This window comes from Rhodoferax sp. ZS1R25, assembly GCF_056521335.1.
The window spans coordinates 959,994-986,308 of record NZ_JBWMAZ010000001.1; the positions used below are offsets into that span (position 1 = coordinate 959,994).

26 protein-coding genes and 1 pseudogene are annotated in these 26,315 nt (G+C 52.3%); all 27 read left to right on the forward strand.

Annotated elements, in window-relative coordinates:
- Window positions 1-15: 15 nt before the first annotated feature.
- A complete protein-coding gene (locus AC097R_RS04525) occupies window positions 16-1,011 on the forward strand; it encodes an NAD-dependent 4,6-dehydratase LegB (RefSeq protein ID WP_479596420.1) in 996 nt (331 codons plus the stop codon).
- Window positions 1,008-2,168 carry a LegC family aminotransferase gene (locus AC097R_RS04530; RefSeq protein WP_479596421.1) on the forward strand — a complete coding sequence of 387 codons (1,161 nt, stop codon included), beginning with the start codon at window positions 1,008-1,010 and terminating at the stop codon, window positions 2,166-2,168. The genes AC097R_RS04525 and AC097R_RS04530 overlap by 4 nt, the downstream gene beginning before the upstream one ends.
- A complete protein-coding gene (locus AC097R_RS04535; RefSeq protein WP_479596422.1) occupies window positions 2,165-2,788 on the forward strand; it encodes an acetyltransferase in 624 nt (207 codons plus the stop codon). Before AC097R_RS04530 ends, AC097R_RS04535 begins: the two co-directional genes overlap by 4 nt.
- On the forward strand, window positions 2,785-3,792 hold the full coding sequence (neuB, locus tag AC097R_RS04540) for an N-acetylneuraminate synthase (protein ID WP_479596423.1): 1,008 nt from the start codon (window positions 2,785-2,787) through the stop codon (window positions 3,790-3,792). The genes AC097R_RS04535 and neuB overlap by 4 nt, the downstream gene beginning before the upstream one ends.
- Window positions 3,789-4,970, forward strand: a complete 1,182-nt coding sequence (gene neuC / locus AC097R_RS04545) for a UDP-N-acetylglucosamine 2-epimerase (protein WP_479596424.1) — start codon at window positions 3,789-3,791, stop codon at window positions 4,968-4,970. Before neuB ends, neuC begins: the two co-directional genes overlap by 4 nt.
- The gene (locus tag AC097R_RS04550) at window positions 4,967-6,016 is read left to right on the forward strand and encodes a nucleotidyltransferase family protein (RefSeq protein ID WP_479596425.1); all 1,050 of its coding nucleotides are present in this window, start codon (window positions 4,967-4,969) and stop codon (window positions 6,014-6,016) included. Before neuC ends, AC097R_RS04550 begins: the two co-directional genes overlap by 4 nt.
- Window positions 6,017-6,026: 10 nt before the next feature.
- Window positions 6,027-7,151, forward strand: a complete 1,125-nt coding sequence (locus AC097R_RS04555; RefSeq protein WP_479596426.1) for an N-acetyl sugar amidotransferase — start codon at window positions 6,027-6,029, stop codon at window positions 7,149-7,151.
- A gap of 14 nt (window positions 7,152-7,165) precedes the next feature.
- Window positions 7,166-7,777: an imidazole glycerol phosphate synthase subunit HisH gene (gene hisH / locus AC097R_RS04560; RefSeq protein WP_479596427.1), complete on the forward strand. Its 612-nt coding sequence runs from the start codon at window positions 7,166-7,168 to the stop codon at window positions 7,775-7,777.
- Window positions 7,778-7,780: 3 nt separating this feature from the next.
- On the forward strand, window positions 7,781-8,590 hold the full coding sequence (locus tag AC097R_RS04565; RefSeq protein WP_479596428.1) for a HisA/HisF-related TIM barrel protein: 810 nt from the start codon (window positions 7,781-7,783) through the stop codon (window positions 8,588-8,590).
- A 14-nt stretch (window positions 8,591-8,604) separates the two neighbouring features.
- Window positions 8,605-9,630, forward strand: coding sequence for a Gfo/Idh/MocA family protein (locus AC097R_RS04570; RefSeq protein WP_479596429.1), 1,026 nt, complete (start codon window positions 8,605-8,607; stop codon window positions 9,628-9,630).
- A 6-nt stretch (window positions 9,631-9,636) separates the two neighbouring features.
- Complete coding sequence (locus AC097R_RS04575) at window positions 9,637-10,332, forward strand: acylneuraminate cytidylyltransferase family protein (RefSeq protein WP_479596430.1); 696 nt, start codon at window positions 9,637-9,639, stop codon at window positions 10,330-10,332.
- The gene (locus AC097R_RS04580) at window positions 10,329-11,528 is read left to right on the forward strand and encodes a methyltransferase domain-containing protein (RefSeq protein ID WP_479596431.1); all 1,200 of its coding nucleotides are present in this window, start codon (window positions 10,329-10,331) and stop codon (window positions 11,526-11,528) included. Before AC097R_RS04575 ends, AC097R_RS04580 begins: the two co-directional genes overlap by 4 nt.
- Entirely contained in the window at window positions 11,525-12,241 is a 717-nt protein-coding gene (locus AC097R_RS04585) for an SDR family NAD(P)-dependent oxidoreductase (protein WP_479596432.1), read from the forward strand. Before AC097R_RS04580 ends, AC097R_RS04585 begins: the two co-directional genes overlap by 4 nt.
- Entirely contained in the window at window positions 12,231-13,130 is a 900-nt protein-coding gene (locus tag AC097R_RS04590) for a glycosyltransferase family 2 protein (RefSeq protein ID WP_479596433.1), read from the forward strand. Before AC097R_RS04585 ends, AC097R_RS04590 begins: the two co-directional genes overlap by 11 nt.
- A gap of 57 nt (window positions 13,131-13,187) precedes the next feature.
- On the forward strand, window positions 13,188-14,126 hold the full coding sequence (locus AC097R_RS04595) for a UDP-glucuronic acid decarboxylase family protein (protein ID WP_479596434.1): 939 nt from the start codon (window positions 13,188-13,190) through the stop codon (window positions 14,124-14,126).
- Window positions 14,127-14,132: 6 nt separating this feature from the next.
- Window positions 14,133-14,894, forward strand: coding sequence for an oxidoreductase (locus AC097R_RS04600; RefSeq protein WP_479596435.1), 762 nt, complete (start codon window positions 14,133-14,135; stop codon window positions 14,892-14,894).
- Between the two features lie 48 nt (window positions 14,895-14,942).
- Complete coding sequence (locus AC097R_RS04605) at window positions 14,943-16,052, forward strand: FAD-dependent oxidoreductase (protein WP_479596436.1); 1,110 nt, start codon at window positions 14,943-14,945, stop codon at window positions 16,050-16,052.
- A gap of 83 nt (window positions 16,053-16,135) precedes the next feature.
- Window positions 16,136-17,080 carry a class I SAM-dependent methyltransferase gene (locus tag AC097R_RS04610; protein ID WP_479596437.1) on the forward strand — a complete coding sequence of 315 codons (945 nt, stop codon included), beginning with the start codon at window positions 16,136-16,138 and terminating at the stop codon, window positions 17,078-17,080.
- 17 nt (window positions 17,081-17,097) lie between these two features.
- Window positions 17,098-17,949 (forward strand): annotated as a pseudogene (locus AC097R_RS04615) (GDP-mannose 4,6-dehydratase).
- Complete coding sequence (locus tag AC097R_RS04620) at window positions 17,936-19,516, forward strand: CDP-glycerol glycerophosphotransferase family protein (RefSeq protein ID WP_479596438.1); 1,581 nt, start codon at window positions 17,936-17,938, stop codon at window positions 19,514-19,516. The pseudogene AC097R_RS04615 and the gene AC097R_RS04620 overlap by 14 nt, the downstream one beginning before the upstream one ends.
- The gene (locus AC097R_RS04625; protein ID WP_479596439.1) at window positions 19,509-20,552 is read left to right on the forward strand and encodes a glycosyltransferase family 2 protein; all 1,044 of its coding nucleotides are present in this window, start codon (window positions 19,509-19,511) and stop codon (window positions 20,550-20,552) included. The genes AC097R_RS04620 and AC097R_RS04625 overlap by 8 nt, the downstream gene beginning before the upstream one ends.
- Window positions 20,553-20,632: 80 nt before the next feature.
- Window positions 20,633-21,337 (forward strand): glycosyltransferase, encoded by a 705-nt coding sequence (locus AC097R_RS04630; protein WP_479596440.1) that lies wholly within the window; start codon window positions 20,633-20,635, stop codon window positions 21,335-21,337.
- Between the two features lie 60 nt (window positions 21,338-21,397).
- A complete protein-coding gene (locus AC097R_RS04635) occupies window positions 21,398-22,519 on the forward strand; it encodes a glycosyltransferase family 4 protein (protein WP_479596441.1) in 1,122 nt (373 codons plus the stop codon).
- Window positions 22,520-22,531: 12 nt separating this feature from the next.
- A complete protein-coding gene (locus tag AC097R_RS04640) occupies window positions 22,532-23,095 on the forward strand; it encodes a sugar transferase (RefSeq protein WP_479596442.1) in 564 nt (187 codons plus the stop codon).
- A gap of 24 nt (window positions 23,096-23,119) precedes the next feature.
- Complete coding sequence (locus AC097R_RS04645) at window positions 23,120-23,476, forward strand: H-NS histone family protein (RefSeq protein WP_479596443.1); 357 nt, start codon at window positions 23,120-23,122, stop codon at window positions 23,474-23,476.
- Window positions 23,469-25,328 carry a polysaccharide biosynthesis protein gene (locus tag AC097R_RS04650; protein ID WP_479596444.1) on the forward strand — a complete coding sequence of 620 codons (1,860 nt, stop codon included), beginning with the start codon at window positions 23,469-23,471 and terminating at the stop codon, window positions 25,326-25,328. Before AC097R_RS04645 ends, AC097R_RS04650 begins: the two co-directional genes overlap by 8 nt.
- Before the next feature lie 87 nt (window positions 25,329-25,415).
- On the forward strand, window positions 25,416-26,315 hold the full coding sequence (gene argB, locus AC097R_RS04655) for an acetylglutamate kinase (protein ID WP_479596445.1): 900 nt from the start codon (window positions 25,416-25,418) through the stop codon (window positions 26,313-26,315).

Consider the following 26,315-nt stretch of genomic DNA (forward strand, 5'->3'; position numbering starts at 1 on the left):
GCGGAAACTGAAAGCATGAAAATTCTAGTTACAGGTGCCGATGGTTTTATCGGCTCGCATCTGGTTGAGGCGCTTGTACGCGCAGGGCATGAGGTCAGAGCTTTTGTCCTTTACAACTCTTTCAATTCCTGGGGCTGGCTTGACCATTGTGGCCCTGATGTAAAAGGTGCTTTTGAAGTGTTTTGTGGGGACATTCGTGACCCGCATGGTGTTAAAGAGTCCATGCGGGGTTGTGATGTGGTGCTGCATCTCGCTGCGCTGATTGCTATTCCATACTCTTACCATTCCCCCGGCACCTATGTTGATACGAATGTCAATGGCACGCTGAATGTTTTGCAGGCAGCGCGTGAGTTGGGCATCAAGAGAGTGGTGCATACGTCGACAAGCGAAGTCTATGGGTCGGCTCGCTTTGTACCGATTACCGAGGAGCATCCGTTGCAGGGGCAATCTCCGTACTCCGCCACCAAGATCGCGGCTGACCAGTTGGCCTATTCTTTCTATGCCTCTTTTGGTCTTCCCATCGTTATTGCCCGCCCTTTTAATACCTATGGACCGCGCCAGTCGGCGCGAGCTGTCATTCCCACCATCATCACGCAAATCGCGAATGGTCAGCGGAAAATCAAACTAGGGGCTGTGTCGCCGACGCGAGACTTCAACTTTGTTCAAGACACGGTGGCGGGCTTCATGGCTGTGATGCACTCTGATCTGGGGCTGGGTGAAGTGGTCAACTTGGGAAGCAACTTCGAAATATCTGTCGGGGACACCGCGTTGTTGATTGCCGAGGCCATGAACGTCGAGATTGAAATCATCACTGATGAGGTGCGTTTAAGGCCAGGGAACTCGGAGGTTGAGCGTTTGTGGGCCTGCAATGCCAAGGCCCAACAGCTGTTCGACTGGCGGCCCAATTACGGCGGTCGCGACGGATTCAAACGTGGGTTGGCAGAGACCGCTGCTTGGTTTTCACAGCCTGGAAATTTGACTGGCTACAAGGCAGATATCTACAACTTATGAGCGCCTTGACTTCATCAGTCCTAGCCGCCATTCGCCGTGTGGTTGGGGAGCAAGCGGTTGCGTTGCACGCGCCCAGTTTCGTGGGCAATGAATGGCTTTATCTCAAGGAATGTCTTGACTCCACTTTCGTATCTTCAGTGGGCAAGTTTGTCGATCGTTTTGAAGTTGAACTGGCTGCATACACTGGGGCAAAACATGCGATCGCGGTGGTCAACGGCACCGCTGCCTTGCACATCGCCTTGAAGCTAGCTGGGGTCAGATCGGATGATGAGGTGCTGGTCCCCGCGCTAACCTTTGTTGCCACCGCGAATGCCGTTGCTTACTGTGGCGCATGGCCGCATTTTGTTGACAGCAGCAAGCGAACGTTGGGTATGGATGCGCGAAAGTTGCGCGCTTATCTTGTCAGCCATACTGAGCAGCGATCCGGTCAGTGCATCAATCGGCTTACTGGACGTGTCATTCGCGCAATTGTGCCTATGCATACCTTCGGCCACCCTGTTGACCTTGATCAATTGTTGGCGATTGCCCATGACTTCAATTTGGTACTGGTGGAAGATGCTGCCGAGTCGCTGGGTAGCTACTATGATGGCCAGCATACGGGCACCTTTGGTCGGATGGGTACTTTGAGCTTCAATGGGAACAAGACTATCACAACCGGAGGTGGTGGAGCTATTCTGACCAACGACTCTGAGCTGGCGCGTCGTGCCAAACACCTGACCACAACGGCCAAGTTGCCGCATCCTTGGAAGTATGGGCACGATGAAGTTGGCTATAACTACAGGTTACCAAATCTCAATGCCGCCGTAGGTTGTGCCCAATTGGAGCAACTGCCTGCGATGCTGGCCTCGAAGCGGAAGCTGTTTCGATCCTACAAAGAGTCCTTTGCATCAGTGCCCGGTGTCACGCTGATGGAGGAGCCTGACCGCTGTCAAAGTAACTACTGGCTGCAGGCGCTGCTTTTGGATGCCAACGTGTGTTCCCAGCGCGATACCATCTTGCAGGCCACCAATGATGCTGGATGCATGACACGCCCTGCATGGAGCCTGATGCATGAATTGACGCCGTTCAAGGAATGTCCGCGCATGGATCTTTCAGTCGCACAGTTGTTGTCGGATTGCCTGATCAACATCCCGAGCAGTTCTGGACTGGTTCAATGAGTAAGCCCGAGTTGATACTCATTGGCGCGGGAGGGCATGCTCATGCTTGTGTCGATATCATCGAGCAGTCTGGTCAATACCAAATCGCTGGCTTGATCGGTATGCAGGAGGGGGGCGGGTATCTCGGCTACCCTGTCATCGGTACTGATGACAATTTGCCAAAATTGGCCGAAATTTATCGATATGCTTTCATTGCCATAGGTCAAATTCAGTCACCGAATAAACGCAGTCAATTGCACTGCAAGCTTCTTGCGCTTGGGTTTCAATTGCCGGTAGTGATTTCGCCGTCTGCAATGGTTTCTCGCCATGCAACGGTAGGTGGCGGCAGCATCGTGATGCATGGCGCGATTGTCAACGCTGGGGCAAGGGTCGGAGACAACTGTATTATCAATACTCGTGCACTTGTTGAGCACGATGTGGTCGTTGAAGACCATTGCCATATCTCCACCGGAGCGATCCTCAATGGAGGCGTTCATGTCGGGGAAGGGAGTTTTGTGGGAAGTGGCGCAACCATTAGGGAAGGTGTTTCCATTGGGCGCGGATGCCTTATAGGTATGGGGATTTCTGTGCGGCACGGACAGGTGGATCACGCGCGATACATAGGAGGCAATGGAGCGTGACAGATCGAACCCTCATCATTGCGGAAGCTGGAGTTAACCATAATGGAGACCTCGGGATCGCTAAACGTCTTATTGACGTGGCGGCTGAAGCTGGGGCTGATTTCGTGAAGTTTCAGACCTTTAAGGCCGATCGTCAAGTTACGCGTGTCGCAAAAAAAGCGGACTATCAGCTTCAATCCACAGGAGGTACAGAGTCTCAGCATGAGATGCTACGCCGTCTGGAGCTCAGTGAAGGGATGCACGAAGATTTGATCGCGCACTGTGCTGCGCGTGAAATCGGGTTTCTGTCGACTGGTTTTGATATCGAAAGTATCGAGTTATTGCGCCATCTCGGTCATAACCTTTTCAAGATCCCTTCCGGGGAGATCACCAATCTGCCGTATTTGCGCCATATCGGTCATTTGAGGAGTACTGTCATCCTGTCGACAGGAATGGCGACCTTGGGTGAAATTGAGGATGCAATTCACGTGCTGGAGCAGGCGGGGACTTCGCGTGCCAACATTACCGTGCTTCATTGCACTACCGAATACCCTACGCCAATGGGCGAGGTGAATCTACGCGCCATGCAGTACATGGGGGCGGCCCTTGGGGTGGCGGTGGGGTACTCCGATCACACTTCTGGTATTGAGGTCGCTATTGCAGCGGTCACCATGGGTGCGTCAGTCATAGAAAAGCACTTCACGGTTGACCGGAATTTGCCGGGACCTGACCACAAGGCGAGCCTGGAACCTGTTGAGTTGAAGGCGATGGTCGCCGCCATTCGTAATATAGAGGTAGCTTTGGGCGATGGAGTTAAGCGCGTGACGCCTAGCGAGGCGAAAAACAAACCTGTTGCCCGGAAGTCGATCGTGGCGAGTCGAGCCATCAAGAAGGGCGAAGCTCTCGGTGCGCAGAATATCTCTGTGAAGCGACCTGGCACCGGCATATCCCCGATGCGGTGGGACGACGTTATTGGGCGTATCGCGCGGCGGGATTTCGCGGAAGACGAGTTAATCGAACTATGACGCGCAAGATTTGCGTCATCACCGGGACAAGAGCTGACTACGGCCTGTTGCGCTGGGTCATGCAGCGCATAAAAGACGACCCGGCTCTGGCGCTTCAGATCATTGCAACGGGTATGCACCTGTCGCCAGAATTTGGATTGACCTATGAAGCCATTGTTAATGATTGTTTCGTGATTGATCGCAAGATTGAAATGTTGGTGAGCTCAGACACCGCCGTTGGCATAACCAAATCCATGGGGCTTGGCCTGATTGGCTTTGCCGATGCGTTAAGTGAATTGCAGCCGGATCTGATAGTGGTTTTGGGCGATCGGTTTGAGATCTTTGTTGCAGTGACTGCTGCTTTGATTGCACGAATACCCGTTGCACACTTGCACGGTGGAGAAGTTACAGAAGGAGCAGTTGACGAGGCGTTTCGCCATTCGATAACCAAGATGTCGCATCTGCATTTTGTTGCCACATCAGAGTACAGCCAACGTGTAATCCAACTGGGCGAGCAGCCGGATCATGTGTTTCTCGTGGGGGGGCTGGGTATTGACAGCATCAAACGTTTGAAGCTGCTTGATCGTGCTGAGCTGGAAACTTCTCTGGATTTCAAGTTTGGGCTGAAAAACCTACTCGTTACATTTCATCCCGCTACGCTGGAGTCCGCAAGTGCCACCGATCAAATGGCAGAGCTTCTGGAAGCTTTGGGTGCCCTGACAGATACCAACCTTATCTTCACCATGCCGAATGCGGATGCAGACGGTAGACGGTTGGTCCGGATGGTGGAGCAATTCGTCTGGCAGCACAGCAATGCGCGAGCCTACAGTTCGCTTGGTCAGCTGCGTTACTTGTCATGCATTGCGCAAGTTGATGGAGTGGTGGGCAACTCATCCAGTGGGTTGTTGGAAGTTCCAAGTTTGAAGAAAGGGACCATTAACATTGGTGATCGTCAAAGGGGGCGTTTACAGGCGGACAGCGTCATCCAATGCGAACCGGAGCGAGAAAGCATTGCAGCGGCACTGGAGAAGCTTTACTCGGCCGACTTCCAGTCGGCGGTGCTCGGTGTTCGCAATCCCTATGGTGATGGCGGTGCGAGTGAGAAAGTCGTTGCAGTTTTGAAAAACCATGACCTGAATGAAATCGTCAGAAAAAAATTTCATGATCTGCCGACGTCTGTTGGACGGAGTACCACATGAGCACTCCTGAAGTGCTATGGCGGCAGGCCATATTGCCTATTGATTCGAATGTTCAGGACGCTGTGCGCAATCTCAATGAATCCTCGCTGAGGATCATTATTGTGGTGAATGTCCACGGTGAGTTGGAGGGGACGATTTCTGACGGCGATATACGGCGAGGTTTGCTGAAAGGCTTGAACTTCAATAGTTCTATTGAAAGTGTCATCCATCGCAATGCATTGGTTGTCCCCCCGGCCCTAGGTCGAGAGATGGTCATGCAGGTGATGCGAGTCAACAAGATTCAGCAAATTCCAGTCGTTGATGAGTGGCGCAAGGTGGTGGGATTGCATCTTTGGGATGAAATCTCGACAACACCGTCTCGCGCTAACCTGATGGTTATTATGGCTGGAGGAAAAGGTGTCCGGCTGCGTCCGTTTACGGAGAATTGTCCTAAGCCAATGGTGACTGTGGCGGGCAAACCCATGCTCGAACACATCATTGAGAGAGGTAAGCTGGAAGGCTTCAAACACTTCGTGCTTGCCATCCACTATCTGGGGCACATGATTGAAGAGTATTTCGGGAATGGTGTCCGTCTGGGAGTGCAGATAGACTATTTGCGAGAGCAAGCCCCTTTGGGTACCGCTGGCGCCCTTGGTTTGCTGGACCCGTTGCCCCACGCATCATTTGTGGTGACTAACGGTGATGTTCTCACTGACATTCGCTATGGTGAGTTGCTTGATTTTCATATGCGCCACAATGCCGCGGCGACGATGGCTGTGCGCGTACATGAATGGCAGCACCCTTTTGGCGTGGTTCAGACCAAGGGTGTGGAAATTGTCGGCTTTGAGGAAAAGCCGGTGGCTAGAACTCACATCAATGCGGGTGTCTATGTTCTATCGCCTAGTGTATTGACCGAGCTGGAGTCCAACAGTCCCTGTGATATGCCCACACTGTTTGAACGTCTGAAGGCTAAGAATGGACGTACCGTGGCTTATCCCATGCATGAACCGTGGCTGGATGTCGGTAGGCCAGATGACCTAGCTGAAGCCAATAAGTATCAAAAATAAGGTCTGCTATATGAAAACAAGTCTTGAAAATTTGCGTTGGTGTTCGAATTGTCTGTCTATGTCAACGCGTCCGCGCATCAGCTTTGACCCAAGAGGCTGGTGCAATGCCTGCGTCTGGATGGAGAAAAAGAAAACACTCGATTGGACATCGCGCGGCAAGGAGCTTGAGACGTTGCTTGCCAAGCATCGTCGCAGCGACGGGGGCTTTGATTGTCTGGTGCCGGTGAGTGGTGGCAAGGACGGTTCATACGTAGCGTACAACCTGAAGCATAAGTACGGCATGAATCCACTTGCTTTGACGGTTACGCCTGCGCTTCCCTTGACGCTTGGCGAAGAGAACCTAAAGGCATTTGTTGCAAGCGGCTACAACCATATTTCAGTAAATCCAGCTCATGAGGCCATGCGTGCACTCAATCGGGTTGGACTGCTTGAAATGGGGTTCCCCTACTATGGCTGGTTGATCGCCATTCAGGCGGGTGTTGTGCGTATGGCCACGGAGATGGGGATTGGCTTGATCTTCTATGGAGAAGATGGTGAGGTGGAGTATGGCGGAACTACGGAGACGGACAAAAATCCGATTTATGACGTTCACTATATGAAAAAGGTTTACTTGGAGGGTGGTTACGACAAAGTGCTCAAGGAATCGCACTTGCCGGAAAAGGATCTCTATTTTTTTCGTTTTCCCGATGATTCTGCCTTGCAACGCACGCCTATCGATATTACCCACTGGTCATATTTTGAGAACTGGGATCCGTATAGGAACTATCTGGTTGCCAAAGAATATTGTGGCCTGAAGGAGGCTGAGAGCACAAACTCCGGTACATTCACTAATTTCTCCCAGAACGATCAGGCCTTGTATGCGTTGCATACGTATTTGATGTATCTAAAGTTTGGCTTTGGACGTGCGAATCAGGATGCATGCATTGAAGTACGTCGAGGGGCCATGGATCGTCAGCAGGCAGTGAATTTGGTCCGTCTGTACGATGGCCACTATCCTCATGAGTATTTGGAAACCTATCTCAATTACTATCAATTGAGTCGTGGTGAGTTTGATGCCGCTTTGGATCGTTGGGCGAATCTGGAGTTGTTCGAGAAAATTGACGGCTATTGGACTCCGCGCTTTCTTGTCGCGTGATTACAGACATGCGAGTGACGGTCATTGACTATGGAATGGGGAATCTGTGGTCGGTCTGCAGTGCTTTGCGCTACTTGGGCCATGATGCGATAGTCAGCAATGCGCCTAGCGAGGTAGCACAAGCTGAGGCGCTGATTCTTCCTGGGGTCGGCTCCTTTCGAAAAGCCATGGAAGCGCTTCGTAGTAGCCATATGGATGAGGCCGTTCTTGAGGCTTCAGTTGGCAAGAGGCGAAAAATATTGGGAATTTGTCTGGGAATGCAGCTCTTGGCTTCCCATGGAACTGAAGATGGTGAAACTGTCGGTCTGGGGCTCATTCCTGCGACGGTGGATCGATTTGATCCCAAGACCGTGGGCGCATTGAAAATTCCTCACATTGGTTTCAATCGAGTGGTCAGTGAGGATTCAAGCCTTTTGTTCCAGGGGGTAGCCTCAGCGGCAGATTTTTACTTCGTGCATGCCTACCGATTGTCGGCCGATGGGTTGCCAGGGCGCCATGGGATATGCCATTACGGGCAAGATTTCCTTGCCGCGTACGAGCATGAGAATATTTTTGCAACTCAATTTCATCCCGAGAAAAGCCAAACTAATGGACTGCGGCTGCTGCGCAACTTCCTGTCTTTGTGACCTATGTTGAAAAAGCGCATCCTTTTTACTCTGCTCTATGACAACGGGCAGTTCATGCTGAGCCGTAACTTTCGGCTTCAAAAAGTCGGCAATCTGGCTTGGTTGCAGAAGAACTACAAATTTTCCCAAACTTCTTTTTTTATTGATGAGTTGATTGTTTTAGATGTTTCTCGTGGAGTGCGCAATCAGGCTGCATTCTGCGAAACACTGGAAGCCTTGACGCAGGGGTGCTTTATTCCGATCGCTGCTGGCGGTGGCGTACGTTCCGTCGACTACGCACGGCGCTTGCTTCGATCCGGTGCGGACAAAGTGGTGATCAATAGCCCTCTCTTTAGTCAGCCTCAATTCTTGAAGGAATTGGCGCAAGAGTTTGGTCAGCAGTGTGTTGTCGGTTCGCTGGACCTCAAGCGCGCTGCGGGCGGAAAGTGTGAAATCTGGACCGATTCAGGTACTTGCGCCCTGAGCGGCTGTGCTTCAGATGTATTGTGTGAGATCAGTGCCAGTTCGGTTGGTGAATGGTATGTGAACTCGATTGATCGGGACGGTACTGGTCAAGGATATGACATCGCGCTTCTAGATCAATTGCCGAGTGGTTGGTCTGCGCCGGTCATTTTGGCGGGTGGGGCAGGGAATGCGTCACATCTTGCCGCTGGTCTCGCTGACCCGCGGGTGGATGCGGTGGCCACGGCACATTTGTTTAATTTTGTAGGCGATGGTCTGAAGCAGGCACGGAGCTCTCTGTTAGCTGCCGGGGTGGAGCTTGCCAATTGGCCGACGATTGGCGCAGTGTTTGATGTTGGCGGCTCCGCTTGACCGAGACTGATGAGATGATTGAACGCATTCTGACGGTAGGTCTTGGAAGTATTGGGAAACGTCACCTCCGTTTGGCAAGAGGGCTTTTTCCGCAAGCTGAGATTGCAGTGCTGAGACACAAGCTCGACCCAGTCATTCCTGAGTTTGCTGACTATTCTTTTTCAACTGAGCATGAGGCGCTGGCCTTTAGCCCCCAGATTGCCGTGATCGCGAATCCGGCAACTTTGCATATATCTGCCGCTATGCCTTTTGCGAAAGCGGGAGTGCACCTCCTAATTGAAAAGCCGTTGTCTGTATCAGTTGACGGTGTACCGGAGTTGCTAGCTGCTTGCAGGGAAACCGAGGCACAATTGATTACTGGCTACAACCTCCGGTACTTGCCCTCGTTGCAAAAATTCAAGGCCATGCTGGATGGTGAGGCGATCGGTCCGGTGTGGTCGGTGAGGACTGAGATTGGCCAGTATCTTCCGTCGTGGCGACCAGACTCGGATTATCGACAGGGCGTATCAGCACAGCTGGCGCTGGGGGGCGGTGCTTTGCTTGAGCTGAGTCACGAATTGGACTATCTGATCTGGATCTTCGGTGAGGTGAACTGGGTCCAGGCTTCCCTGTCAAGGCAAAGCGATCTTGAGATCGACGTCGAGGATTCGGTGCATCTGATCCTGAGTTTTCTCCCCAAGCGTGATGAAAGACCCATTGTAGCTACGGCCAATCTGGATTTCATTCGCCAGGATACTACACGCACATGTATCGCGATTGGAAAGTTCGGAAGCCTGCGTTGGAATGGAGTCGAAGGAACGGTTGAAATGATGGCCTCTGGTCAGTCGACATGGCAGGAAATGTATCGACATCAGGCTGGGCGCGATGAAAGTTATCTTGCGCAGTGGCAACATCTGATCGCGTGCGCGGAACACCGTGCACAGTCCATCATCAGCGGAGAGGACGGTTTGAAGGTATTAGAAGTCATAGACGCTGCACGGCAGGCGGCGGCAGAGGGGCGGCGAGTCGAGGTTCAAAGACATGAGCGCACAGGAGCGTGAGAGGACATGAAAGCGGTTGCATTTATTTTCGCGCGTGGCGGATCAAAAGGATTGCCTGGAAAAAATATCAGACAATTGGCCGGTAAACCGCTCATTGCATGGTCGATAGAGCACGCGCGAGCGATTTCACGCATTGACCGAGTCATCGTATCAACTGACTCCGATGACATCGCCGAAGTGGCGAGGCAGTATGGCGCGGAGGTGCCATTTATGCGGCCCAAGGAGCTTGCGATGGACAACAGTCCAGAATGGTTGGCATGGAGACATGCGATTGAATACCTTCAGGAGAGCGAAAGTGGCTTGCCTGATGCCATGGTTTCTATTCCTGCAACAGCTCCGCTGCGAGAGCCTGTGGACATCGACAATTGCCTCGATCAATTCGAGAAAGGCGACGCAGACATTGTTGTTACCGTTACCGATGCCCATCGCAGCCCGTACTTCAACATGGTGAAAATCAATGCGGATGGCACCGTTGGCCTAGTTATTCCGCCAGCATCTGCAATAGCACGCCGCCAAGATGCGCCGGCAGTGTTTGACATGGCAACAGTGGCCTACGTCGTGCGCCCCTCATTTGTCATGACGCATAACGCAGTTTTTGAAGGGCGGGTGCGATCGGTACATGTTCCAATAGAGCGCTCTATAGATATTGATACGCTTATGGATTTTAAAATCGCAGAATGCCTAATGGGCCAACGCCAATGATGTCTCCATCTATTCACAATTCCTTTTTTCTTGAAATAGCCCTCGAAGCGCGAACCTGCGAATGTTGTGGCGCTGTGGATGCGGAGTCACTCTGGTCCAGCCAGAGTGTTGTTGTGCGTGCCCACAACACTTGGAAGTTTCCGTTTAATGTGGCCGTTTGTCGTTCATGTGGGTTTTGCTTCGCCTCTCCAGGCCCGCGGCAAGATGATTTGGCACGTTATTACGCAGATGGATTGACTGGTTATAAGGAAATCGGACTGCCATATTCGGTAGATGCGCGACTTAGCGTACTTGAGCGGTACAGTGTTCCGGATGGTGTATTTGCAGAGGTCGGTGGAGATCAACCAGGTGAGTTCCATCGACGGTGCGCTTCGCTTTTTGGGCGTCAGCTTGTCGTGGATGTTGCAAGTGATGTGCCGGCTGAACTTCGAAGTGTTCATGATTTGGTCGAGAACTCGGTTGATGTGCTGGCGCACTACGACGTTCTAGAGCATGTTGTTCAGGTCAAAGATTTTCTTGCTGCGTGTCACCGGGCACTCAAACCGGGCGGTGTCATGGTCTGCGAAGTCCCGGATTTACGGCTGTATCCCCGCAATCTATTGCTGCTTGAGTTTGAGCATGTCAACCACTTCTCAGCCGTGACGCTGACTGCAGTTGCTCGAAGCGTGGGGCTGAATCTGGTTGAGCTCGGACATATGTGTAGCCGGCCATACGGAATTCTTGGCGTATTTCGTAAGGAAGCTGTCCCGATGGTGTTGGAGGCGGATACGCAATGCGAATTCATTGATGCCTTGGCATGTGTCCATGGCGGGCTGCAGCAAATCCGTCGAAATGAACTGCAAATCCAGCAGTTGCGGCAGCAGATCATGGAAATAAGTAAAGCTGATGGGAAAGTTACCTTATGGGCTGTTACGGATCTTTTGCGCCGTCTGATCGATGGCATGGATTTGCCGGAGTCCGTAAGAGTGGTCGACTCAGATCCCAGGCGCAAGAGCCATCTCGAAAGCGAGGGCGTCCTTGTATCGGAGCCCATCAATTGCGTTGCGCACATTGCTCAGAGTGAATTGCTGGTTATTTGCGCTCCCCGATACAGATCGGAAATCCTGGAGTGGGTTGCACGCGAAGCAGGTAAGAGTTTTGGATCGGGAGCGTTGATCGTGTTGGGTAGTGGCCCATCGGGTGAATCGTTGACATGAGCGGTCATCCAGCCTTGGATGCTGTGGTGGTGGTGGGTGCTTCATCTAGCATCGGCGGCGCGATAATGGCGCGCTTTGGAGACTCTGCAAAGCGTGTGCTGGGGACTTATGCTGCACATGCTCCGGTTGTGCAGGAGGGGCGGGCGGATATGGTCCACCTCGACTTGCGAGACAACGCGAGCATTGAGGCTTTTTCCTGTCATCTGGAAACTGCTGCGCCGCGTATTGATGTGGTCATTTTTCTGGCGGGGGTGTTGCCCGGGAAGAGTTTGGATGCATATGCGTTTTCGGAAGTTGACGAGGTGATGTCAGTCAATTTCAACGGTCAGGTCAAAGTGCTTTCGAGAATGTTGCCATTCTTGACGGAGCGTTCGTGCGTGTTGATGTTTTCGTCTATCTCTGCGCAGCGTGGGAGTTTTGACCCGATTTATGCCGCTTCAAAAGGGGCATTGCTTTCGTTTGTGAAGTCCATGACTGCGCGACTGCCGCAGGGCGCCCGAATCAATGCTGTTGCTCCCGGGCTGATCGAAGAGAGCACGATGTTCCGCGATATGGCCGAATCCAGGCGGGATTTTCATCGATCGCAAATTCCATCAGGGCATTTGCTGCGCAACGAGAATCTGGCAGATATCGTGTTTGATCTCTGCCAGACTCACTGGAGTCATTTGAATGGAGCGTGTATTGATCTCAATGGAGGACAGTATGTCCGATAAGTCAAATGTCCCGCGGCGCACGCTGGAAGACCGTTTCATTGCTAGCGCCAACAGCTTGCGATTCGCTCTCACAGAACCTTTACAGTTGCGAGTGGCTCGCCTGCTACACGCGCATGATTATCGCGACGAAAATCAGACGCCACTGGTAACCGTTTGTGTTCCGACATATAACCGCGGACCATTGTTGATTGAGCGTGCGGTTACCTCGGTGCTGGCGCAGTCATACACCAACCTTGAGTTAATGATCGTGGGAGATCATTGCACTGACAATACTGCGGAGTTGCTCGCTCAGATCCGTGATCCGCGATTGCGTTTCTACAACCTCCCAACACGTAGTAGAAAGTACCGTCAAACCGTCGAAAACCACTGGTTTGTGGGCGGCGCTGTGCCGGCAAACAAGGCGATGGAGCTTGCGCGTGGGCAGTGGATAGCTCGTGTTGACGACGACGACACTTGGTCACCCGATCACATAGAGAAATTACTTCGATTTGCGCAGCAAGGACAGTACGAGTTTGTGTCTGGGCTGTATGAGGCGGAGCGATTCGGTGAGCGTAAAGTGGTGGACGGTGTTCGTGCACTAGATCCATACCTCACTCGCGGACCTGTCAGGCCCAATGACAACAGTCCCAAAATCGGGGGGGTTGCAACCTGGCTGTACCGGTCGTACTTGCGATTCATGCATTACAACGTCGAATGCTGGCGCAAGGAGTGGAATCGAGTATGGGATCTGGATTTGCAGATGCGTATTTATGGCTCTGGCGCACGGATGGGTTTTTTGGACGAAGTCGTGGCGTACGTCTTGCCAAGACCGGGCGAGAGTACGATTGGATTGGATGCTTACAAGCTGACGGAAAGTGAAAAGTTGGAGCAATACAAGTTTGATGTGTAGCACGCACTACTTGTGCTGATCTGCTTGACGTGTTCAGGTTTTTGATAAGGAAGCAGATTGCTTAAACGTATTCTTGTCACTGGAGGGAGCGGGTTTCTGGGCTCCCATTTGTGTGCCCGGCTGCTCAATGAGGGGCATGATGTCGTGTGCGTTGACAACTATTCCTCTGGAAATCCAACCAACATTGCACATCTGCTGAAGAATGCGCGATTTACGGCTTTACGCCATGACGTTGCGTCTCCCATTGATCTGAAGGTTGATCAGATATACAACCTAGCCTGTCCGGCGAGTCCGGTGCACTACCAGTATGACCCGATCCAAACCACGAAAACCTGCATATATGGCGCCATAAACCTGTTGGAACTGGCTAAGCGAAATCAAGCAAGAATTTTGCAGGCGTCTACTTCTGAGGTGTATGGTGATCCGGAAGTGCACCCGCAACCGGAGGACTATTGGGGGCGGGTCAATCCCGTAGGAATCCGCAGTTGTTATGACGAGGGCAAGCGCTGCGCGGAAACTCTTTTTCTGGATTACCACCGACAACATGGTGTCGAAGTCAAGGTGGTGCGGATTTTCAATACATACGGACCGCACATGCACCCGCAGGATGGTCGGGTGGTCAGCAACTTTATTGTTCAGGCGCTGCAAGGTGAGAACATCACCATCTATGGCAGCGGGCAGCAAACCAGAAGTTTCTGCTACGTGGATGACCTGATAGAGGGTTTTGTGCGGATGATGAATGCGCCTGCAGAGTTGACGGGGCCACTGAATCTTGGGAACCCCGGAGAGTTCACGATGCTGGCATTGGCAGAAAAGGTATTGCAACTGACACAGTCAAAGTCGCAATTGGTATTCATGCCGCTACCGCAAGATGACCCTCGTGTGCGTCGACCGGATATATCCTTGGCGAATGAGAAGCTGGCTTGGCAACCGACCGTGCAACTGGAGGCGGGGCTGAAAGAGACAATTGCTTATTTCAAAAGAGTTCTGGGCTGAGCGCATATGCTGAAAGCAAAGACTATCGTGATCACCGGCGGTGCAGGCCTTTTGGGGCGTGCCTTTGCCAAGGCAATTGCAAGACAAGGTGCCACAGCAATCGTGGCAGATATTAATATCGATGCCGCCAACGCAGTGGTCCATGAAATTTCCTCTAGCGGCAAAGCCTATGCAGAAGTGCTGGATATTACCGATACGAATTCGGTATGCAGCCTGATTGAGCGCGTCAGCACGCGACACGGGGAAATTGATGCGGTAGTCAACAACGCGTATCCACGTAACCCAAACTACGGGCGAAAACTGGAGCAAGTGACATATGCCGATTTTTGCGCAAATACCAATTTGCATTTAGGCGGATACTTTCTTGTTGCCCAGCAATTCGGCCTTTTCTTCAGGCAACAAGGGCATGGCAATATTGTCAACATGGGGTCCATTTATGGGGTAATGGCGCCTCGCTTCGAGATCTACCGAAATACCTCCATGACAATGCCGGTTGAATATGCTGCAATCAAATCGGCAGTCATTCACCTCACGCGGTATTTTGCTCAATACTTTAAGACAGATCATATTCGCGTAAATTGCCTTTCGCCTGGTGGCGTATTGGATCGGCAGCCCGAGGATTTTCTTCAGGCCTATGGTGAGTATTGCAAAGAAAAAGGCATGCTGAATCCTGTTGATATCGCAGAGCCCCTGTTGTTCTTGCTTTCGGATGCGTCCCGTCATATGACAGGTCAAAATATAGTGGTTGATGATGGATTCTCGGTTTAATCGTCTCCACCTAGATTGGCGTGCAGAGGGACGTGAAGGGCCTTTTCGATGCTGAGTAGCGCGAATGTTGCCGTAATTGGCGGCGGGATTTTTGGTGCAGAGATCGCCTTGAAGGCAGCCTCATTGGGACTGACTGTCCAGATTTTTGAGGCTAAGAGTGATTTGCTCGCAGGCGCTTCAAGCAACAACCAAAATCGTCTTCACTTGGGTTTTCATTACCCTAGGGATTTGGAAACGGGAAGGCAGTCAATCCGCGGCTTTCAGAGTTTTCGTCTCAAATATGAGGAATGCATTCTGGATAATTTCCTGAATGCATACTTCATTTCCAACCAAAACTCGCTGACAGCCCCACTTGCGTACCTTGATTTTTGTAGGCAACTAGGCCTACCCTTTAAGGAGATTGAGGCAAGTGATTTTCCTGTGTCGATTTCCGGGGTAAATACAGGTATTCTCTGCGAGGAGGTAGTTTATGACTGCAATATTCTTCGGCAATTGGTGTGGGACAGAATCAGAGAGGAAAAAATAAGTATCGCTTTGAATCAGAGAGTGATGCGGCTGAAAAGATCTTTAAGTGGATACCTGTTGACAACGCAGGATGGGCGGAGTTTTGCTGCGGATCTGGTCGTCAATGCCTGCTATAGCGATATAAACAGGCTTACCGAGCAACTCGGGTTTGAGGTTAAAGATAATCTCTATGAATATACGGCCGTGCCCATCATCAAGATGGATATACCCAAGGTCGGTATAACGATCATGGACGGGCCATTCATGACTGTTCTTCCGCACGGCAAGTCAGATAACTTTCTGCTCTACAACGTTACAGGCAGCGTAGTGGCATCGGATGTTTCGACAAAGATGAATTCCGACTGGCTTTCACCGGAAACTGCGCCATTCGCAAGCGTTGAGAAAACCTCTTTTTTTGAAAATATGAGAGACACCTGTTCGACTTACGTGCCGGCGCTGGCGGAATCAGAGTTGGTGGGGTTTTTGGAGGGGCCGCGGATGGTTCTGGCTCGCAGAGAGCATTCTGACGCTCGCCCGTCAATTGTTACGGACTATGGCGGCGGATATTTCTCTGTTTTTGCCGGTAAAATTGATCACAGCATCTGGGTGGCGGAAGAGGTCGAAATTCTCTTGCAACGTAATTTGCGGCTGTGATCACTCTTTTTATACAGTGTTGCAGCCATGTGGATGAATTGATTGAAATCGTTTGGTTTTGAATAAACAAAGGAGTCGTGTATATGACACAAGATAATTTCAAAGAGCTCAAGCAGGCTGAGGCAAAATTTTTCGACGGTATTGCCGATATCCGTACCGAACGCGCTGAGCATATCGCCATGGAAGTCGATATCCGTCGAGCGACTAAATTTATTCCCAAACGTGGTGAGAAACGCTTCCTCATTGATCCGAAGATGACCGCACTTTTGGATGGTGAGGCGCGTGATACATATATAAAATTGGTTTCTCAGCGACCTGGTGCCCGTGTTTTGGATATTGGCTGCGGCTCCGGTTGGCTAGCGCTGGAGTTGGCCAGAAATGGGTGCCATGTGGATGCCTATGACATTTCGCCCAAGGCAATTGCACTCGCCAAAAAGACGCTGGAGGAAAACCCCTACAAAGAAGGCTTTGGGTCTGTCACTTACCACCTCGAGGATGTCAGCGCACTGGACTTGGGTGTTGAGACATACGACGCGGTTTCGGGGTGGTCTGCATTTCACCACATGCCTGATGTCCCCGCCTTTATGGACAAAGTGTATCGTGCAATGAAGCCGGGTGGAATCGTGGCGACAATGGATGATATGCCTCGGGGCAAGCTTGAACAAGCGCTTGAATACTTCTGTGAATTCATATTGCCGACATACAACTTGTCATATCCCCAAAAAGTGGTCACGGTTTTCAAGCTTTTGAGTGGGAAGAGTAAATACCGCGAGGAGATATTCAGCCCGATGGAAGAGGCAAAGCATTCCAGTGTGGATGAAATCGCTCAAGTTTTCAATGAAAAATTCGAGGTTATTTATAGCGTGCAGCGCAACGCTTTTGCGGGAACGCCATTGATGCGAATTTCCGGCCCCGATGGTTTGCGTTATGCCTTGGCGCGCATGGTATTGGGCGTGGACAAGCTCTTGTGCAAACTTGGCATCGTCAAGGGATTCGATCGCGTGATGGTGGCCCGTAAGAACGGGTGAGGGCTGCCGGATTTCGCATGCTTGATCGGACAGCACTAGTAACCGGCGTAACCGGTCAAGATGGCTCTTATTTGGCCGAGAGCCTGCTTCAGAAGGGTTGCCGACTTGTCGGAGCCTCACCGAGGGCATCGGCCGGTTTTGGTGGTACTTCCATTTCACCCGATGACGTTGAGCTGGTCGATTGGGATTTGCGTAGCCAAGAGTCGATTGAGGCGACGATCGCCAAATATAGGCCGTCAGAGGTCTATAACTTTGCCGGCTTCTCAACCTGGGCGGCCATGTATGGCGACTCTTTGGGATTAGGGGATGTGAACGGATTGGTCGCAGTGAGAATACTGGAGGCGATACGGCGAGTGGATGCAAGCATCCGGTTTTGCCAAGCGTCCAGTCGCGAAATATTTGGTGAAGCAACGAAAAGTCCGCAGACAGAGCGGACCCCCGTGAATCCACGCAGTCCGTACTGAGCGGCAAAACTCTATGGGGACGCAATGATCAAGATCGGGATGGAAGGCGAATTGAAACTGGGGAGCCTGGACGCGTGGCGGGATTGGAGCTTTGCTGGTGATTGCGTTGAGGCAATGTGGCTCATGTTGCAGCAGTCTCAACCAGGCGACTATGTGATCGCAACGGGTATTTTTCACTCGGTCCTTGATGTTTGTCGGATCGCCTTTGAGCCTGTCGGTCTGAACTACAGAGAGTGCGTTCGTGGAGATGCATCCATGCTTCGACCGAACGAGCCCTTTCCGCTTGTAAGCGATATTACGAAAGCAAGAGAGCAACTCGGCTGGCAGCCAAGGCTTGGTTTCAAGGAATTGATTTACCAAATGGTTGACCGCGACCCTGCGTTGCCCCTTCATGAGCAACAGTAAGGGATCTGCCAGTTTTGCCCATGTGCAAAATGATTATGCGAGCCTGATTGAACACATCGGGAAAGCCAGGCACTCAAGCGGCAAGACCTTGTCAGAAATTCTGACGATTGATGGAATCCCATTTTGGGATGTTTTCGCGCCTGAGTTGGCATGGCGGCATTTAACGACTGCGGTTGCGGCGACAACATATAAGGCGCATTTGAAGCTGCTTGTGAAGCCTTTTGTGTTGAGGCTCAAAAATGCACTGCGCCACCGTCCGCCTGATCAGTGTGGGTGTTCGAACTGGCCTTCCGGCTCTGTGTTTTTGTGTTTGGGATTTACGCCCCGAATGTATCGGGATGTGCTCCAGCCCGTGGTTGAAGGCTTGCCTGTAGATGGCAACTGGTGCACTGTGGTTTTGAATGAGGGATGCGGTAGTGCGCCATCAGCAAACCCACCGCATGTTCTTCATCAGTCGATATGGCAGCATTGGGGGGCTGAGGCGCGTCATCGAGTCAAGATGCTAAAGACGTCTCTCCGCCAAGTTGAGTCTGAGCTCAAGCCAGAGACGGTCATCAAACTCTTACCACCCGAGTATCAGTATTTGTCGCAGGCCGCGCGGACAGTCCTGTACCTCTTCTTCAGATGTTACTTGCCGCTTATGCTGCCGCATGCGGCATTGGCCAGACACATTCTCGGCGAGCATCGGCCTTCCTTGGTGCTTTCGCCCGACACATCCGATGCGAGAACCCGGATGTATGCCTTGATAGCTAGAGGGATGGGCATGCCATGTCTGGAAGTTCAGTTCGGGTTGGCGGGAGACGAATCGGTCGAGTGGCGATTCTTTTCAGCCTATCGTGTGGCTGTATGGGGCGAAGCCTCAAAAGTGGCGCTGCTCAAGCAGAACGTGCCGGAAGAGAGAATACTGTTAACTGGCTCTCCTAGACATGACGTTCTGGTACGGCCGCCGCGCTCACTTGTGAAAGCATCGCGCAGGAGTTTGGGATTAGCGGATGGGCGTGCCGTCATTTTGCTTGCGTCCACTTATACCGATAGCACGCACACCGAGTACGCCAGACCTGAGGTGTTGCGAGGCATGAAACGCGCCATATTTGATGTGGCAGAAAAAATACAGAAAGTCATTCTGGTAGTGAAGCCGCATCCTCATGAAAACGTGGAGGAGACCCGTTCGTTGGCGAGTTCGGCGCAGAACATCATTTTTGCCGACCAAGGCTTAGATATCCGCGAACTCATTGCCGTCTGCGATGCCTTCATCTCCTTCGGATCAACGGCAACGATCGATGCGATGATCGCCGGCAAACTCCCCATCTGCCCTATATTTCCTGGCTGGCCGTTTAGCGAAGAATTCAGAAAATCGGGAGCTGTCCTTACCCCACAGACCCCAGATCAAATCATGGACATCTTTATGCAAATTGCTGAAGGTGGGCAGCAACAGTTGTCTGCTGCCTTGGCGACGGCGCGGCTGGAATGGCTAAATCATATTGCATACAAAACTGATGGCCTAGCCTCTTCTCGTATTGGGGCTGCAGCACTCAGTATTGCCGGAATAAAACTATCAAATGAGTGAAAACATCAAACTTTCCATTTGCATAGCGACGTTAAATCGTGCGGCGTTCATTGGCGAAACCCTGAGCAGCATCGTTTCTCAGTTGACGGATGCTGTCGAGGTTGTCATTGTTGATGGGGCTTCCACAGACAATACGCAGGAGATTGTGCGTGGCTATCAGAGAATGTATCCATGTATCCGCTATTTCCGGTTGGAGGTGAAAGGCGGTGTTGATCAGGACTATTCCCGGGCTGTCGATTGGGCGAGGGGGGATTACTGCTGGTTGTTCTCTGACGACGATATCCTGTTGCCAGGCGCGGTGGCTTCTGTAATTGATGCCATAGGCAGGAATTACGGTTTGGTAATTGTCAACTCGGAAGTGAGATCGCTGGACTTGAGAGAGGTATTGAAGTCGCATGCCCTGAATGAGGTGAATGACAGGGTATATGGCCCTAAGGATGCGGAGGTTTTTTTTGCCAATGTTGCCAGCTACCTGTCTTTCATTGGTTGTGTGGTGATTCAGAAGAAAATGTGGGATGCCAGAGACAAAAAAAGATACTTTGGCTCTTTGTTCGTTCATATGGGCGTGATTTTCCAACGGCCCATGACTTGCGAGATCCTGGTCTTGGCGGCGCCCTCCATTGTCATTCGATATGGCAACGCGCTGTGGTCATCCAGCAGCTTTTCAATCTCTCTTTTCAAATGGCCAGACTTGATATGGTCCTTTACGACAATCAGCGAAAGAGTCCGGCAGCAAGTCAGCGTCAGAGACCCATGGCGCAGCGTCGCTAGGTTGCTCATTTTTCGTGCACGCGGCGCGTATGGTCGCGAACAATATGTACAGTTCTTGCAGAAACGGATGGATGGTTTTTTTCTGAAAATGGCGGCACAACTTATAGCGGTTCTTCCCGGTGGTGCAACCAATTTGTTTTTGTGGACATTTTTCTTTCTTCTTCAGCCTATTCACAAAAATGCACGTCTTCACATGATTGATCTTGAGTCCAGTCGGTTTTTCTACGGACGTATCCTGTACAAGTTTCTTAGTCAAAAAAAATAATCGACTGGAGTCGAATTCCGGAAAGCCAGTTTCATATGTTCAATGTATCGCCCGACCGAAGTCTTGTAGTATCGGTCTGCATGGCGACCTTCAATGGGTCGAAATACCTGTCTGTCCAGCTTTCATCCATTCTGGACCAACTGGGCTCTCAGGATGAGTTGATCATCGTAGATGATGCTTCAACCGATGAAACAGTTCTTCTTATTCGAAATCTGAATGACCCAAGAATAAAATTGCATCTGAATGACAATAACCTAGGCGTGGTGCGGACCTTTGAAAAAGCGCTTCTTCTCGCACGGGGTGATTTAATTTTTTTGAGCGATCAGGACGATAGATGGGAGAGCAATAAGGTTGAGGTTGTGCGGAATTTTTTTGCCAAAGAAGCTGTTGATTTACTTCTGCATGATGCACGAATAGAGGGCGCCATGGTCAGTGAGTCCTTGTTCCAAGTGTGCAATACTTCAGTAGGTGTTTTGAAAAATATTGCCAGCAATACCTACACTGGTTGCTGCATGGCCTTTAGAAGGCAGATATTGAGCGATATTCTTCCCATTCCAATCCGTCGTGGTATTTTTCACGATGCGTGGCTTGGAATCATAGCGGGGTGCCTCGGATTTAAGGTGTCAATGTTACGGCGACCGTTGATGGTTTATAGAAGGCATGCGGAAAATGTATCGACCATGAGAACCAGAAGTTATCTGGAAATCATTCCCGACAGGATTGCCTTGATCTACGAAATTCTTCGGAAGATGCCTCATTGTTTGAGTCGACGGTTTTCTCGATAACGAGCGCGATTGCATTCTGAGTACGTCATGAAGATATGTCGCACTGCCACGGTCCCTTTCATGCTGTATCACCATTTGCGTGTACAGATTGCCGACACATGTGCAGCGGGGCACCATATGACTCTGGTTTGCTCGGACGGGCCTGAAGTGCAGGCACTCGGTCAAATACCGGGGGTATCCATTGTGCTGATGGATATTCCCCGTGCCATTTCAGCGGGGCGCGATTTGGTTGCGCTCTTTCGCTTGATTCGGTACTTCCAAAAAGAACAATTTGATGTGGTGCATTCAACAACTCCAAAGGGCGGTTTGCTAAGCATGCTTGCTGCTTGGTTGGTCCGTGTTCCGATGCGCATGCATACCTTTACAGGGCAACCTTGGGTGGAGCTAAGGGGTATAAGGCGTCATCTCGTGAAAGCGGCTGACAAATTCACCGCCTATTTGAGTACCACTAACTACGCGGACAGTTATTCCCAAATGGAGTTTTTGATTGATGAAGGCGTCGTTAATCGCTCAAAGACAAGAACACTTGGTTCCGGATCGTTAGCCGGGATTGATGTTCATCGATTCAGCCCTCAGAAATTTACAGAACGGCGGACTGATATTCGGCGGGAACTGCGACTGCCCCACCAATCAAAAGTCATTGTATTTGTTGGACGATTGACGCGTGACAAAGGCATTGCTGAGTTGGTTGCTGCATTTGTCGATCTGAAGGCCATGGGTTTTGACTATCAGTTATTGCTTGTTGGTCCTCAGGAGCCAGAGCGTGATCCATTGCCTGCAGATACGTTGCTCGCCATGCAGACCAATACGTCTATTCACTGCATAGGCTATTCTAGCGAACCTGAGAAGTATCTTGCTGTCTCCGATGTGTTGTGTCTTCCAAGTTATCGAGAGGGTTTTGGCTCGGTAATTCTGGAGGCCGCGGCAATGGGACTTCCAGCGATTGGAACAGATATTGTGGGTGTCCGTGATGCTATTGTTGCCGGTGAGACGGGACTGTTGATTCCGCCCAAAGATGTGGAGGCACTGCGGGACTCGCTGGTTTATTTACTGGAGGAGCATGTGCTGCGCGACAAGCTGGGTCAGCAGGCGAGGGTAAGAGTGTTGCGGGATTTTGATGCTCGCACGGTTAACGCGTTGGTTATTGCTGAATACGAGCGTCTAGAAGCGCCTTTTAACTAGCGGAGCGTATCCATGTCAAAGCGGATCCTCGACCTCCTTCTCTCGGTGCTTGCATCGATGGTGCTCATTTTCCCTATGCTGCTCATAGCCTGGGCCGTGAAACTTACTTCCCAGGGTCCTGTTTTGTATTGGTCCAGTCGCATAGGGAAGAATAACTCAGTTTTTTGGATGGCAAAGTTCCGCAGCATGCATGTCGATACCCCAGCCGTTGCCACACATCTTTTGAGTAATCCCGACAGATACCTCACGCCGATTGGGGGGTTCTTAAGGAAGAGCAGCTTGGATGAGTTGCCTCAGTTGTGGAGCATTATGAAAGGTGATATGAGTTTTGTGGGGCCGCGGCCTGCATTGTTCAATCAGCATGATTTGATCGCAGCGCGCACCAAATGTGGAGTGAATCGAATCAACCCGGGGTTGACAGGTTGGGCCCAAGTCAATGGGCGAGATGAGTTGCCAATTCCTCAAAAAGTGGCATTGGATTATGAGTACTTGCAGCGTAAATCCATACTTTTTGACATTAGAATCATTCTGCTGACGGCCCTGAAGGTTCTGTGGCGAGATGGTATATCCCATTGATGAAAACACTGTTCTGGAGCGAAGATGAATAATCTCATTGATATTCAAGTCCAAATTGAAAAATTGCAGAAGCAGGCCAATGAGGTCAAGGCGCGTGAATTTGACAAGACTGTGAAGGAAATTTTGGCTCAAATGCATGCCTTTGGTATCACAGTCAAGGATTTACAACAGCCTCAAATCCGGAAGAAAGGTAAAGCAAATAAACCTGCAAAGCAAACCAGAGCTTCTTCCGGCCTCGTGGAGAAAAGGCGTGGGGTTGTCGCGGCCAAGTATCGTGGACCGAATGGCGAAACTTGGTCTGGGCGCGGTCTTACGCCCAAATGGTTGTCGGCCTTGATCGCTCAGGGACAGCCCAAGGAATCCTTCGCAATTAATGCATAGCAGGATTCTGGCTTGGCCTCGTGTGGTCAAGCGCTTGGCGGTAATGGCGCTGGATGTCATGCTGGCGCTTCTCGCCACTTGGATTGCATATGCGCTTAGGCTTGACAATACGTACTACCCAGTCGCAGCGCAATGGTGGGTCTATGGAGTTACGCCCGTCTTGGCGCTCCCTATTTTTGTGCGATTCGGATTGTACCGGGCAATCTTCCGGTACACGGGCCAGGCCGCTTTGGTGGCTACTGGCAAGGCAATCGGACTTTATGCCTTGCTGTTCTGTGCCATTTTGCTGTGGCAGCAGTGGCCTGGCGTGCCACGTAGCTTAGGATTGCTGCAACCCATTGTTTTCTTGCTGCTTGTCGGCGCTAGTCGTGCGTTTGCCCGATTTTGGTTGGCTGGGCTGCATACATCGGGTACGCCTGCTGCTGGGCGCTTGCTGATATTCGGTGCAGGTACGGCTGGAGCGCAGACTGCGGCAGCACTTGGCGTGTCTCGGCAATACCAGCTTGTCGGGTTCATTGATGATGACGCGAGCAAAGACGGGCGAAGTATCAATGGTGTACCAGTCTTTGCCGCATCAAAGCTATTTGCATTGGTGCAGTCCCAGTCCATTACGGATGTTCTTCTCGCCATGCCGAATGCCACACGCGAGCGGCGCAACCAGATCATCCAGTCCCTGCAAGGCCAGCCGGTGCATGTGCGCACCCTGCCCAGCATGGCTGACCTGGCCAGCGGCAAGGTGACGGTGCAGGACATTCACGAACTGGACATTGAGGACTTGCTGGGCCGCGATCCGGTGCCGCCCAACCATGCCTTGCTGGCGCGCGACCTGGCTGGACAGGTGGTTCTGGTGTCGGGTGCCGGTGGCAGTATCGGTGCCGAGCTTACGCGCCAGATCGTGCAACAACAGCCGCGTCTGCTGCTGCTGCTGGACCACAACGAGTTTGGCCTCTATGGGATCCACCAGGAGTTGCAAGCCATCTGTGTAGCGGACAAGCTGTCGGTGGAGCTGTTGCCTTTGCTGGGCAGTGTGAGCAACCCGGAGCGCCTGCGCGTCCTGTGCGAGGCCTACTGTCCAGCCACGGTGTACCACGCAGCGGCGTACAAGCATGTGCCCATGGTGGAAGGCAACCCGGACGAAGGTGTACGCAACAACGTGTTTGGTACGCTGAACATGGCACAGGCCGCGGCGGCCAGTGGCGCCAGGCGTTTTGTGCTGATCAGCACCGATAAGGCTGTCCGCCCTACCAACGTCATGGGTGCCACCAAGCGCGTGGCGGAGCTGGTGCTGCAGGCACTGGCGCAAGAGCATTCAGGCACCTGCTTTTCGATGGTCCGCTTCGGCAATGTGCTGGGGTCCAGCGGCAGCGTGGTGCCCTTGTTCCGCAAGCAGCTCGCTGCGGGTGGTCCGTTGACGGTGACCCACGAAGAAGTTACCCGCTATTTCATGACGATTCCCGAGGCCGCACAGCTGGTGCTGCAGGCCGGAGCCATGGGGCAGGGCGGCGATGTGTTTGTGCTGGACATGGGCGAGCCGGTCAAGATCATAGACTTGGCGCGGCGTATGGTGCAGCTCTCGGGCCTGTCGGTGCGCGATGCGGCGCATCCCACGGGCGATATTGAGATCGCGGTCACTGGCCTGCGCGTGGGAGAGAAGTTGTATGAAGAACTGCTGATCGGTGACGACCCGCAACCGACTGCTCACCCGCGCATCATGAAAGCGCACGAGCCCTTCATGCCCTGGGCCGTGCTGCAGCAAGAGTTGCAGGTGCTGGAGAAAGCGGCAAATGCCAATGACGCCACCGCCATCAAGGCCTTTATGTCTCAGCACGTGCAGGGCTACCAGCCCGCCTAGCCTTGCCGTAGGGATGCCGCAAGGAATTGCCCCCGGCCATGCGGCACAATTTGCACTTCGTCCCCCTATTGACTACGGATACTGACCATGTCTGACACCAGCGCACCGTCTCCCATTGCCCCTTTTGACAAGGCGCAGATCCTGGCCCAAGCCTTGCCCTATATCCGCAAGTTCCATGGCAAGACCATGGTCATCAAGTACGGCGGCAACGCCATGACTGACCCGGCCTTGCAAAAGGCCTTTGCCGAAGACGTGGTGCTGCTGAAGCTGGTGGGCATCAACCCCGTGGTGGTGCATGGCGGCGGGCCGCAGATCGAGAACGCGCTCAAGCGCCTGGGCATGCAGGGCCAGTTCATCCAGGGCATGCGCGTGACTGACGGCCCCACGATGGAAGTGGTGGAGTGGGTGCTGGGTGGAGAGGTACAGCAGGACATCGTGGGGCTGATCAACCAGGCCGGCGGCAAGGCCGTGGGCCTGACCGGGCGCGATGGCGCCATGATCCGCGCGCGCAAGCTCAAGATGCTGGACAACAGCGACCCCAGCAAGGAACACGATGTGGGCCAGGTCGGCGACATCGTCAGTGTGGACCCCAGCGTGGTCAAGGCATTGCAGGACGATGCCTTCATCCCCGTCATCAGCCCGATCGGCTTTGGCGAGCACAACGAGAGCTACAACATCAACGCCGACGTGGTGGCGGCGAAGCTGGCTACCGTGCTGCAGGCCGAGAAGCTCATGATGCTTACCAATATCAGCGGCGTCCTCGACAAGTCGGGAGCGTTGATGACCGACCTGACCGCCAAGCGCATTGACGAGCTGTTTGCCGACGGCACCATCAGCGGCGGCATGCTGCCCAAGATCGCTGGCGCGCTCGACGCGGCCAAGAGTGGCGTGAACTCAGTGCACATCATCGATGGCCGCGTGCCGCACGTGCTGTTGCTGGAGATCCTGACTGACCAAGCCTTTGGTACCATGATCCGTTCCCACTAG